Genomic DNA, 12088 nt, shown 5'->3' with positions numbered 1-12088 from the left:
TGTACCCCGCACCGCGCGCAGCGGCGTGAAATTTTCGCGGCTGCGCGCCATTCTTCCGCCTCATCCCTTATCCTTTCACTCTTGAACCTTACTAAATAGTTACAAGAGCTTGGGAGGGGGGATGCCTCATGACGTTAGCCTGATTGCGTTGCTCGCGGCCGGTTTCGGTCTCGCGATGATCTTCGGTTACCTCGCGTCGCTGCTGAAAATGCCGCCGCTCGTCGGCTATCTGCTCGCCGGGATCGTGATCGGCCCCGGCACGCCCGGTTTCGTCGGCGATCTGTCGCTCGCGCAGCAGCTCGCCGAAGTCGGCGTGATGCTGCTGATGTTCGGCGTCGGCCTGCATTTCTCGCTCGGCGATCTCCTCGCGGTGCGCAAGATCGCGCTGCCGGGGGCGATCGTCCAGATCACCGTCGCGACGCTGCTCGGCGGCGGGCTCGCGCTCACTTGGGGCTGGAGCCTCGGTGCGGCGCTCGTGTTCGGGCTCGCGCTGTCGGTCGCGAGTACCGTCGTGCTGCTGCGCGCGCTCGAAGGGCGCGGGCTCGTCGAGACGGTCAACGGGCGCATCGCGGTGGGCTGGCTGGTCGTCGAGGATCTCGTGATGGTGCTCGTGCTGGTGCTGCTGCCGCCGGTGGCGGGGCTGCTCGGCGGCACGCCGCCCGGCGACGCGCATGCGGCCGGCGGCAGCGTGTGGGGCACGCTCGGCGTCACGATGCTGAAGGTCGCCGCGTTCATCGCGCTGATGCTGGTGGTCGGCAAGCGCGTGTTCCCGCGCATTCTGTGGCTCGTCGCGCGCACGGGTTCGCGCGAATTGTTCACGCTTTGCATGATTGCCGCGGCGGTCGGCATCGCGTTCGGCGCGGCGAAGCTGTTCGACGTGTCGTTCGCGCTCGGCGCGTTCTTCGCGGGGATGATGATGCGCGAGTCGGAGTTCAGCCGGCGCGCGGCCGACGAGACGCTGCCGTTGCGCGACGCGTTCTCGGTGCTGTTCTTCATCTCGGTCGGCATGCTGTTCGACCCGAAGGTGCTGATCGAAGAGCCGCTGCACGTGATCGAGGTCGCGGCGATCGTGCTGGTCGGCAAGACGCTCGCGGCGGTCGCGCTCGTGATCGCGTTCCGCTATCCGCTGAACACCGCGCTGACGGTCGGCGCGGGTCTCGCGCAAATCGGCGAATTCTCGTTCATCCTCGCGGGGCTCGGCCGTGCGCTCGGGCTGCTGTCGGCCGAGGGGCAGAGCCTGATTCTCGCGGTCGCGCTGATCTCGATCGCGATGAACACGCTGCTGTTCGCGATGATCGATCCGGCGCTCGCATGGATTCGCAAGCATTCGGCGTTCGCGCGCAAGCTCGAGGCGCGCGACGATCCGCTCGCCGCGCTGCCGATGTCGACGCCGCAGACGCATCTGACCGGGCAGGTCGTGATCGTCGGCTACGGCAAGGTCGGCACGCGGATCGCGCATGCGCTGGACGAGCGCGGGATCGCCTATGTCGTCGTCGAGCAGAATCGCGAGCTCGTCGAGAAGCTGCGCGCGGACGGCACCGCGGCCGTGTCGGGCGACGCGATCGAGCCGATCGTGCTCGTGCAGGCGCATATCGCGCGCGCCGGGATGCTGGTCGTCACGCTGCCCGACGTGTTCGACGTGCGGCAGATCGTCGAGATCTCGCGCACGCTCAACCCGACGCTCGAGGTCGTGCTGTGCACGAACAGCGGCGACGAGGCCGCGCTGCTGTCGAGCGAGGGCATCGGCACCGTGTTCATGGGCGAGACCGAACTCGCGCGCGGGATGACCGAGCACGTGCTCGGCCGGATGGCGAAGCCGGTCGCGGCCGCGCATTGACGGCGCGCGGCATCGCGCCTGGCATCGTCAGCCTGCGGTAGCGGCCTTCGCGGGCGCGGGAGTGCCGGGTTGCGCGGCCGTCTTCAACGATGCCGCCGGTTTCGGCGCCGCGACCGTTTTCTGCGGCGCGGCGGCCTGCGCCGGTGCATTCTTTTCCGGTTCGACCGGCGCATCGGGCGGCACGCCGAGCAACTGCAACGAGCCGCTCGTGACCGACGCGAACACCGGGCCCGCCACCGTGCCGCCGTAGTACCCCTTGCCGCGCGGCTCGTCGATCATCACCGCGACGATCAGGCGCGGGTTGCTCATCGGCGCCATCCCCGCGAACAGCGCGCGGTACTTGCCCTTCGCGTAGCTCGCGCCGACCTGCTTGCGCGCGGTCCCGGTCTTGCCGCCGATCCGGTAGCCGTCGACGCGCGCGCGGCGCCCCGTGCCGCCTTCGCCGACCGCCATCTCGAGCATCGAGCGAATCGCGGCGGCCGTTTGCGGCGACGTCACGCGATGGCCGCGGTGCGCGTCGATCGTCTGCTGGTCGGTGCCGTTCTTCAGCAGCGACACCGGGTGCAGCGTGCCGTCGCCCGCATAGGCCGTGTAGGTCTGCGCGATCTGCAGCAGCGACATCGACAACCCGTAGCCGTACGCCATCGTCGCCTGCTCGATCGGCCGCCAGCGCTTGTAGCCGCGCAGCCGGCCCGACGCAACGCCCGGGAACGTCAGTTCCGGCGCGCGGCCGATCCCGTACTCCTGGTATTTGTTCCAGATCGTTTCGGCGGGCAGGTTGAGCGCCAGTTTCGCGAGCGCGACGTTGCTCGATTTCTGCAGCGCTTGCGACACCGTCAGCGACCCGTGGTTCGACGTGTCGTGGATCACGGCCGGGCCGATCTTGTAGGTGCCCGGCGACGTGTTGATGATCGTGTTCGGCGTGACCTTGCGCTCGTCGATCGACAGCGCGACGACGAGCGGCTTGATCGTCGAGCCCGGTTCGAACGTGTCGATCACCGCGCGGTTGCGCAATTGCTGGCCGGTGAGGCGGGCGCGGTCGTTCGGGTCGAAGGTCGGATAGTTCGCGAGCGCGAGGATCTCGCCGTTCTGCGCGTCGAGCACGACGACGCTGCCGGCCAGCGCATTGTTCTCGATCACGGCCGCCTTGAGCTGGCTGAACGCGAGTTGCTGGATGCGGCGGTCGATCGTCAGTTCGATCGTCGCGCCGTGCTGCGCGGGGACGAGCGGGCGCGTGTCCGACACGATGCGGCCGAGCCGGTCGCGGATCACCTCGCGCTGGCCGGACGTGCCCTGCAGGCGCGCATTCGCCGCGAGCTCGACGCCTTCCTGGCCCTTGTCCTCGACGTTCGTGAAGCCGACCACGTGCGCGGCCGATTCGCCTTCCGGGTAGAAGCGTTTCGAGTCGGCGATTTGCGTGATGCCGTCGATCGCGAGCTTGTCGAGCCGGCTGGCGGTGTCCGCGTCGACCTGCCGCTTGAGCAGCACGAACGTCTTGTCGTTGCCGAGACGCCGCTTCACCTCGGCGAGCGGCAGGTCGAGCAGCTTCGCGATTTGCGGGTAATCGGTGTCGGCGACCTGTTTCGGGTTCGCCCAGATTTCATAGGTCGACAGGCTGACCGCGAGCATCGCGCCGTTGCGGTCGACGATGCGTCCGCGCATCGCGTCGAGCTCGATCGTGCGCTGATAGCGCTTCTGGCCCTGGCCGACGTAGAAATCCTGGTTCGCGACCTGCACCCAGAACGCGCGCGCGATCAGCGCGGCGAACGCGAGGAACACGACGACCACGATCAGCCGCGAGCGCCACATCGGCAGGCGCGCGGCGAGCATCGGATTCTTGGTCGCCGCCGCGTACGGATCGGCGGGGTGGGTCTTCTTTTTCACGCTCATGCAATGGCCGGGTCGGGCCGCCGTGCGGCGGTGGGTCAGTCTGAATAATGCGATTGTAATAAATGAGTAAACACCGTGTGAGGAAAGTATGGTCCGGCCCCGCAAAAAGACGAAGGGTAGGCCGTCTGGAAAAGGGAGGAAAGCGCAGCAAAGGGGGCGACGCAGGATGCCGCGGCGGCTGCGGAGGATGAAACACGGGCGATCCGTCGCGAGCGGAGCCGGACACGCGGTCTCCGCCATCGCGCGATCGCGACCGTTCCGACGCGCGATCAATTGCCCGCGCGACGATTATTTCTCTAATCTCGAAAATAAAAAGCGCCTCGAACGGAGGCGCCATTCATGCTGAATATCGAAATGAATATCACTACTGCCGGAATAAACCCGAAAACCGCAGACGATTCATGTCAATAATACCTAGCGGGCAACGGAAATAAATTCCCGGTATTCCGGCTGGGTCGTGCAGGTATCGACCGCCTGCAGGCGCCATGCGCCGTCGGGATGATCGCCGGCGAGCACCGCGGGGCCCTGTTCGCGGCGCATCGCATCGAACGACAGCCCCTTCAGTTGACAGACGGCATTGCCGCTGTCGGCTGCACAGAGCGCCATCGCGCCCTCGATGTCGCGGACCTTGCCCCAGGTCGGAAGGTCGATGCCCTGATGTGCCTCGCGCGACCACAGACCCTCGTCGGTATCGACCCACAAGACTGCGAAGGAATGCCGGGTTGCCGATTCGCTGCCATTAATCCGAATGGTGAGGCGCATTGCATCGTCTCCTTAAAAAAAGACACATTCGACCGTTTGAACTTGAACAGTCTAGATAGACTGGTGTGAAACGCAAGTGATAATCCGCAATAAATTTATATTGAGCCCATTTCGATTCCAGATGAAAGGACGTCTGACGATTCATGGTCATTCCCGACGCGTCAGCACAGGCGCGCGATACCGGCGATAGCCGTGGCCGGTCGGGCACGCGCCGCGGTCCAGACATGGGATGACGGGGCCGCCGGCCGCGTCGATCTGTCGCGCACCGGCTGCCATCGCGACCGGGTCGATCGGCGCGTTTCGGCACCGGTCGAATGCAGCCGACCGAACGTTTCGTCGTTTTAATCAGCCGACCGGCACGACACACTCCGACAATCGCGTACAAATCGGCACACTTTCACGAAACTTTCGGGACAGACTTGCATGCGGTCGGGCCCCACACTGGGAACTTCCCCGATCCTGTGCCGCGGACGCCCGTCCGCGCCGGCTGCCGCCGCCTCGTGCCAGAGCGCGATCGACGCGATCGCAGGCCGCACGCCCGATCGGGAGCCGCCGGGGCCCGCGCGGCCCCCGCCCCGGCGGGCGCGCCGGGGGGCGCCCGCAACCGCGGGCGCCGCGCCGCCCCGGCCGATTCTTCGAAGGAGACTATCGTGCTGATCTGGAAAACCGCGTTGTCGCTCAACTGGCGGACGAGCCTCGTGTCGCCGGCCAGCGCACCGGTCGCGGCGGCGAACGTCGGACGGCTGGTGCTGACCGGCGCCACCGGCTTCATCGGCAGTACCGTGCTGACGGCGCTCGTCAATGCAGGGCTGCTCGAACGCATCGTCTGCGTCGTGCGCGCGCAGGACCGCGGCCATGCGGTCGCGCGGCTGCGTGAAGCCGCGTTGCGCGCGGGGCTCACGCCGTACTGGGCGTCGCGCCTGACCGACGCGAACGTGATCGTCGGCGCGCTCGGCGATGTGTGGCACGGCGCCGATGCGTCGCGCCTGGCCGGCGCGACGCACGTGATTCATTGCGCGGGCCATGCGTCGCCGGCCGACGGCGCGCACCTGCGGGCCGACATCGCCGATGCGGTGCGCTTCGCCGAGCGCTTTGCGCGCGCGCCGCGCCTGCAACGCTTCGTGTACGTCGGCACCGCTTACGCGCATGCGGGCCGCGGCGGGATCGTGCAGGAAGAGGCGCAGCGCGCGGGGAACGACGTCGTGCCGCGGGCCGGCGACGGCCTGCCGGGCGCGGTGCTCGCGGCCGACTATCTGCACGCGAAGGCGGAGACGGAGCAGCGCCTGCGCGCGCTCGGACTGCCGCTCGTCGTCGTGCGGCCGTCGCACGTGGTCGGCCATACGGTGCTCGGTACGCGGCCCGCGCCGAATTCGTTCTGGATGTTCCGGCTCGCGCATGCGGCGCGTCGCTTCACCGCGCGGCCGATGACGCGCATCGACATCGTGTCGGTGGACGACGTGGCGCGCGCGACGATGCTGCTGGCCGTCAAGCCGACGCTCGCGCACGACGTCTATCATGTGTCGGCCGGCGACGAGGCGCCGCAGGTCGCGCAAATCGTGCGCGCGATGGACGAGGCGGCGGGCATGACCGGCGCGCCGCGCTACGCGGCATGCGCGCCGGCCGAACTGCCGCTCGTCGTGCGCGACGTGCTCGGGCGGCCCGATCCGGCGCTCGAGCGCGTGATCGGCCGGGCGCTGCAGCGCTGCGGCGAATTCGCGACGGTCGATCGCGTGTTCGACAATCGCCGCGTGCGCGACGAAATCGATTTCGAGCCGCTGCCGTTCATCGATTACGTCGAGGAGTGCATGCGCACGTCGCGCGGCGTGGCGGTGACCGAGCTGATGCGCGGCGCGATCCACTAACCGGTCGCATCGCCCCGGCGCCCGTTCCCGCCCATGGCGGGCGCGGGCGCCGTCTTCATGCCTGGTTGCCGAGCTCGATGAGCCGGTCGAGCGCGCGGTAGATGTCGTCGAGGCCGTCCTCGCCGAATCGCACTTCGAGCTGACGATATTGCTCGTCGATGCGCGGACCGATTTCCGTCACCAGTTTCCTGCTTTGCGGCGTCAGGCTGACCAGCAGCCGGCGCTGATCCTCCTGCGCGCGCGTGCGCGTGATCAGGCCGTCGCGCTCCATCCGTTCCAGCACGCCGGTCAGGCTCGGGCTCAGGATGCAGCAGCGTTTCGCGATCTGCCCGGCTTCGAGCGCCTGCGCCGGTTCGCCGTCAAGCACGCGGATGATCCGCCATTGCTGTTCGGTCAGCGAGAATTCCTTGAGAATGGGGCGAAACAGGCCCATCAGCGTTTCGCGGGCCTCGAGCAGCAGCATGGCCAGGTTGCGATGGTCGAGCGTACGGTTCATCGGGGTGAGCAGAGGACGGGGACGCATCAATCTTAACAGCCGAAGCTGATGAATTTCGCGTATCAGGGTAATCGAGGTTGTCAGCGCCCGATTGTTTACTTAAGATATTAACTATTGATGATGCGCCGCGACGCGCGGCAGGGGAATGACGCATGGAGCTGTCTTGCACGACCGCCGCGGCGCCGCCGTTGCCGGTCGCCATCGGTACCGTCTACGGCGCGCTGCTCAACGAGCGCGGGGCGCTCGCCGCACTCGGCGACGCCGTGAACGCACCGCCTTACCGCCGTCCGCCGCAGGCGCCGGTCCTGTACATCAAATCGGCCAACACGCATGCGGCCGATGGCGCCGCCGTCGTCGTGCCGGCCGGCGTCGACGCGCTGGAAATCGGTGCGTCGGTGGCCGTCGTGTTCGCGCGGCGCGCGACGCGCGTCGCGGCCGCGCGGGCGCTCGACTACGTGCACGGCTTCACGCTCGCGAGCGACGTATCGGTGCCGCACCCCGATTACTACCGTCCGGCTGTGCGCTTCAAGTGCCGTGACGGCTTCTGCCCGCTCGGCCCGGCGATCGTGCCGGCCGCCGCGCTCGCCGATGTCGACGCGATCGGGCTGACGGTGCGGATCGACGGCAAGGTGGCTGCGTCCGCGTCGACCGCGACGCTGATTCGCCCGGTGCGCGAGCTGATCGCCGACGTGACGGCCTTCATGTCGTTCGACGCGGGCGACGTGCTGCTGCTCGGCGTCGCGGGCGGCGCACCGCATGCCCGCGCGGGCAGTACGATCGAGATCGCCGCGGCCGGCATCGGCACGCTGCGGCATACGCTGATGGCGGAGGAAGCACGATGAAGACGGCGCGCGTGATCTACAACGGCGCACTGCATGCGGCCGAACCGGCCGGCGACGGCGCGATCCGCATCGATACGGGGCGCGTGGTGGCGGAGGATGCCGTGGTGTGGCTGCCGCCCGTCGCGCCGCGCACGACGTTCGCGCTCGGCCTGAACTACGCCGACCATGCGAAGGAACTCGCGTTCAACGCGCCGAGCGAGCCGCTGATCTTCCTGAAGGGGCCGAACACGTTCGTCGGTCACCGGTCGCTGACCGTGCGCCCGGCGGACGCCACGCACATGCACTACGAGTGCGAACTGGCCGTCGTGATTGGCCGCCCGGCGCGCCACGTGAGCCGCGCGCAGGCGATCGACTACGTGGCCGGCTATACGGTCGCGAACGACTACGCGATCCGCGACTATCTCGAGAACTACTACCGCCCGAACCTGCGCGTGAAGAACCGCGACACCTGCACGCCGCTCGGGCCGTGGTTCGTCAGCCGCGACGAGATCGGCGACGCTGCCGACCTGACGCTGCGCACGACCGTGAACGGCCGCGAGACGCAACGCGGCAGCACGCGCGACATGGTGTTCGACGTGCCGGCGCTGATCGAGCACATCAGCAGCTTCATGACGCTCTCGCCGGGCGACCTGATCCTGACCGGCACGCCCGAGGGGCTGGCGGACACGCAGCCGGGCGACGAGGTCGTGACCGAAATCGAAGGAATCGGCCGGCTCGTGAACACGATCGTCGGCGAAGCGGACTACTATCGCGCCGGCTGAGGCCGTCGCCAAGGAAGGAGAGCACATGACCATCAAGCACTGGATCGGCGGCCGCGAAGTGGAGAGCCGCGACACTTTCACGACGCTGAACCCGGCGACGGGCGACGTCATCACCGACGTCGCATCGGGCGGCGAGGCCGAGGTCGACGCGGCCGTGCGCGCGGCGAAAGATGCGTTCCCGAAATGGGCGAACACGCCGGCGAAGGCGCGCGCGAAGCTGATGCGCAAGCTCGGCGAGCTGATCGAGAAGAACGTGCCGATGCTCGCGGCGCTGGAGACGCAGGACACCGGGCTGCCGATTGCGCAGACGAGCAAGCAGCTGATTCCGCGCGCGTCCGAGAACTTCAACTTCTTCGCGGAAGTGTGCGTGCAGATGAACGGCCGCACCTATCCGGTCGACGACCAGATGCTGAACTACACGCTGTACCAGCCGGTCGGCGTGTGTGCGCTGGTGTCGCCGTGGAACGTGCCGTTCATGACGGCCACGTGGAAAACGGCGCCGTGTCTCGCGCTCGGCAACACGGCCGTGCTGAAGATGTCGGAGCTGTCGCCGCTGACGGCCGACCAGCTCGGCCGGCTCGCGCTCGAAGCCGGCATTCCGCCCGGTGTGCTGAACGTCGTGCAGGGTTACGGCGCGACGGCCGGCGACGCGCTCGTGCGGCATCCTGACGTGCGCGCGGTGTCGTTTACCGGCGGCACGGTCACCGGCAAGCGGATCATGGAGCGCGCGGGCCTCAAGAAGTATTCGATGGAGCTCGGCGGCAAGTCGCCGGTGCTGATTTTCGACGACGCCGATTTCGACCGCGCGCTCGACGCGTCGCTATTCACGATCTTCTCGATCAACGGCGAACGTTGCACCGCGGGCTCGCGGATCTTCGTGCAGCGCACGATCTACGACCGCTTCGTGCAGGAATTCGCGCGCCGCGCGAACAACCTGGTGGTCGGCGATCCGGCCGATCCGGGCACGAATCTCGGCGCGATGATCACGCGCCAGCACTGGGAAAAGGTGACGGGCTATATCCGCATCGGCGAGCAGGAAGGCGCGCGCGTGGTCGCGGGCGGCGCGGACAAGCCGGCCGGGCTGCCCGATCATCTGCGCAACGGCAACTTCGTGCGGCCGACCGTGTTCGCCGACGTCGACAACCGGATGCGCATCGCGCAGGAAGAGATCTTCGGGCCGGTCGCGTGCATCATCCCGTTCGACGACGAAGACGAAGGGCTGCGGCTCGCGAACGATACGGCGTACGGCCTCGCGTCGTACATCTGGACGCAGGACGTCGGCAAGGTGCATCGGCTCGCGCACGGCATCGAGGCCGGGATGGTGTTCGTGAACAGCCAGAACGTGCGCGACCTGCGCCAGCCGTTCGGCGGCGTGAAGGAATCGGGCACCGGGCGCGAGGGCGGCGAGTACAGTTTCGAGGTGTTCGCGGAGATCAAGAACGTGTGCATCTCGATGGGTTCGCATCACGTCCCGCGCTGGGGCGTGTAACGGGCGCGTAGCGATTCGCCGCAAAGAACCATACGGAGACTTGAACGATGGGCAAACTGTCCCTCGCCGCGAAGATCACGCACGTGCCGTCGATGTACCTGTCGGAATTGCCCGGCAAGCATCACGGCTGCCGTGAAGCGGCGATCCGCGGCCACCGGCTGATCGGCGAGCGCTGCCGCGCGCTCGGCGTCGACACGATCGTCGTGTCGGACGTGCACTGGCTCGTCAACGCGGGCTATCACGTGAACTGCAATGCGCGGTTCGCGGGCACCTATACGAGCAACGAGCTGCCGCATTTCATCCGCGACATGCAGTACGCGTATCCGGGCAACCCGGCGCTCGGCCGGCTGATCGCGGAAACGGCCACCGAGCGCGGCGTCGCGACGCGTGCGCACGAGATCGACAGCCTCGAGCTCGAATACGGCACGCTCGTGCCGATGCGCTACATGAACGGCGACCAGCACTTCAAGGTCGTGTCGATCGCCGGCTGGTGCATGTGGCATCAGCTCGACGAAAGCCGGCGCTTCGGCGAGGCGCTGCTCGAGGCGATCGAGAAGAGCGATTCGAACGTCGCGTTCCTCGCGAGTGGCTCGCTGTCGCACCGTTTCAACGACAACGGCAGCCCCGAGGAATCGATCCACCAGATCAGCCGCGAATTCTTCCGGCAGGTCGACCTGCGCGTGGTCGAGCTGTGGAAGCAGGGCGATTTCAAGACCTTCTGCGCGATGCTGCCCGAGTACAACGTGCATTGCCACGGCGAAGGCGGGATGCACGACACGGCGATGCTGCTCGGGCTGCTCGGCTGGGATCGTTACGACCAGCCCGTCGAGATCGTCACCGACTATTTCGCGAGCTCGGGCACCGGGCAGATCAACGCGATCTTCCCGCTCGCCTGAGCGCCGCATACCTATCAGGAGCGTTGCCATGCCACACATCGTCGTCGAATACACCGCGAACATCCGCGACGACGCGCGCATTCCCGCGCTGCTGCGCACGATCAACGCGACGCTGATCGCGCAGGGCGGCGTGTTCCCGACCGGCGGCATCCGTTCGCGCGCGATCGAGCTGCACGACTACTGCGTCGCCGACGGCACGGAGGACGACGCGTTCGTCCACGTGACGCTGAAGATCGGCGCGGGCCGCAGCGACGAAACGAAGCAAGCCGCGTGCGATGCGCTGTTCGACGCGATCAAGGCCCATTTCGCCGAGTTGTACGCGAAACGCTATCTCGCGCTGTCGATGGAACTGACCGAGTTCAGCGAAAGCGGCTCGTACAAGCACAACAACATCCACGCCCGCTACAAGCGGGCCGGCTGAACCCCATTCCCGATCCGATCATGCTCGAACCCGCCATCATCGACCAGCTCGCGCACCGTCTGCACGACGCCGAGCGTGCGCGCACGCAGATCCGCCAGATCTCGCTCGACCATCCCGACATCACGATCGACGACGCGTATGCGATCCAGCGCGCGTGGGTGACCCTCAAGCTCGCGGAAGGCCGTACGCTGAAGGGGCACAAGATCGGCCTGACGTCGAAGGCGATGCAGAACACGTCGCAGATCGACGAACCCGACTACGGCGCGCTGCTCGACGACATGTTCTTCGAAGACGGCGGCACGATCCCGACCGGCCGCTTCATCGTGCCGCGCGTCGAGGTCGAGCTCGCGTTCGTGCTCGGCAAGCGGCTCACCGGGCCGAACTGCACGATCTTCGACGTGTACGACGCGGTCGATTACGTCGTGCCGGCGCTCGAGATCATCGACGCGCGCAGCCAGTCGATCGACCCCGACACGAAACGGCCGCGCAAGGTGTTCGACACGATCGCCGACAACGCGGCGAACGCGGGCGTCGTGATCGGCGGCCGGCCGGTGCGCCCGCAGGACGTCGATTTGCGCTGGGTCGCGGCGATCATGTCGCGCAACGGCGTGGTCGAGGAAACCGGGGTCGCCGCCGGCGTGCTGAACCATCCGGCGAACGGCGTCGCGTGGCTCGCGAATCGGCTGTCGCGCTTCGACGTCGCGCTGGAACCGGGGCAGATCGTGCTCGGCGGATCGTTTACGCGGCCGTGCGCGGCGCGTTCGGGCGATACGTTCAGCGTCGACTACGGCCCGCTCGGGACGATCCAGTGCTACTTCGAGTGAGGTGAGCG

General features: G+C 67.5%; 11 protein-coding genes. 8 read left to right on the top strand and 3 right to left on the bottom strand.

All coding sequences use genetic code 11. The annotated features are described in order from the left end of the window. Nucleotides 1-121 precede the first annotated feature (121 nt). Nucleotides 122-1837 carry a cation:proton antiporter gene (locus J8I35_RS10830; RefSeq protein ID WP_050010888.1) on the top strand — a complete coding sequence of 572 codons (1716 nt, stop codon included), beginning with the start codon at nt 122-124 and terminating at the stop codon, nt 1835-1837. A 27-nt stretch (nt 1838-1864) separates the two neighbouring features. Here the strand turns inward: J8I35_RS10830 and J8I35_RS10825 are convergent, their stop codons facing one another. Both J8I35_RS10825 and J8I35_RS10820 read right to left on the bottom strand, forming a co-directional pair. Beyond that, entirely contained in the window at nt 1865-3727 is a 1863-nt protein-coding gene (locus J8I35_RS10825; RefSeq protein WP_209925347.1) for a penicillin-binding protein 2, read from the bottom strand. Between the two features lie 414 nt (nt 3728-4141). Next, nucleotides 4142-4489, bottom strand: a complete 348-nt coding sequence (locus J8I35_RS10820; RefSeq protein ID WP_050010890.1) for a DUF3564 family protein — start codon at nt 4487-4489, stop codon at nt 4142-4144. 650 nt (nt 4490-5139) lie between these two features. Between J8I35_RS10820 and J8I35_RS10815 the strand changes: the two genes are divergently transcribed. Beyond that, a complete protein-coding gene (locus tag J8I35_RS10815) occupies nt 5140-6351 on the top strand; it encodes an SDR family oxidoreductase (RefSeq protein WP_209925346.1) in 1212 nt (403 codons plus the stop codon). Between the two features lie 55 nt (nt 6352-6406). Here the strand turns inward: J8I35_RS10815 and hpaR are convergent, their stop codons facing one another. Further along, nucleotides 6407-6847, bottom strand: coding sequence for a homoprotocatechuate degradation operon regulator HpaR (gene hpaR / locus J8I35_RS10810; RefSeq protein WP_209925345.1), 441 nt, complete (start codon nt 6845-6847; stop codon nt 6407-6409). Nucleotides 6848-6999: 152 nt separating this feature from the next. On the opposite strand from hpaR, the gene J8I35_RS10805 reads away from it, so the two are divergent. The 6 genes from J8I35_RS10805 to hpaH are packed head-to-tail and all read left to right on the top strand — an operon-like array spanning nt 7000 to nt 12080. Beyond that, entirely contained in the window at nt 7000-7689 is a 690-nt protein-coding gene (locus tag J8I35_RS10805; RefSeq protein ID WP_209925344.1) for a fumarylacetoacetate hydrolase family protein, read from the top strand. Continuing rightward, nucleotides 7686-8450 carry a fumarylacetoacetate hydrolase family protein gene (locus tag J8I35_RS10800; protein ID WP_050010894.1) on the top strand — a complete coding sequence of 255 codons (765 nt, stop codon included), beginning with the start codon at nt 7686-7688 and terminating at the stop codon, nt 8448-8450. Before J8I35_RS10805 ends, J8I35_RS10800 begins: the two co-directional genes overlap by 4 nt. Before the next feature lie 25 nt (nt 8451-8475). After that, the gene (gene hpaE, locus J8I35_RS10795; RefSeq protein WP_209925334.1) at nt 8476-9939 is read left to right on the top strand and encodes a 5-carboxymethyl-2-hydroxymuconate semialdehyde dehydrogenase; all 1464 of its coding nucleotides are present in this window, start codon (nt 8476-8478) and stop codon (nt 9937-9939) included. Nucleotides 9940-9986: 47 nt separating this feature from the next. Continuing rightward, nucleotides 9987-10835 carry a 3,4-dihydroxyphenylacetate 2,3-dioxygenase gene (hpaD, locus tag J8I35_RS10790; RefSeq protein WP_209925332.1) on the top strand — a complete coding sequence of 283 codons (849 nt, stop codon included), beginning with the start codon at nt 9987-9989 and terminating at the stop codon, nt 10833-10835. Between the two features lie 28 nt (nt 10836-10863). Further along, nucleotides 10864-11256 (top strand): 5-carboxymethyl-2-hydroxymuconate Delta-isomerase, encoded by a 393-nt coding sequence (locus tag J8I35_RS10785; RefSeq protein WP_011547838.1) that lies wholly within the window; start codon nt 10864-10866, stop codon nt 11254-11256. Nucleotides 11257-11276: 20 nt separating this feature from the next. Beyond that, nucleotides 11277-12080 carry a 2-oxo-hept-4-ene-1,7-dioate hydratase gene (gene hpaH, locus J8I35_RS10780; protein ID WP_089489299.1) on the top strand — a complete coding sequence of 268 codons (804 nt, stop codon included), beginning with the start codon at nt 11277-11279 and terminating at the stop codon, nt 12078-12080. Nucleotides 12081-12088 lie beyond the last annotated feature (8 nt).

The organism is Burkholderia sp. CpTa8-5, assembly GCF_017815045.1.
GTDB lineage: Bacteria > Pseudomonadota > Gammaproteobacteria > Burkholderiales > Burkholderiaceae > Burkholderia > Burkholderia sola.
The sequence above is the reverse complement of the archived record's forward strand: the minus strand, read 5'-3'. Positions and strand labels throughout refer to the sequence as shown.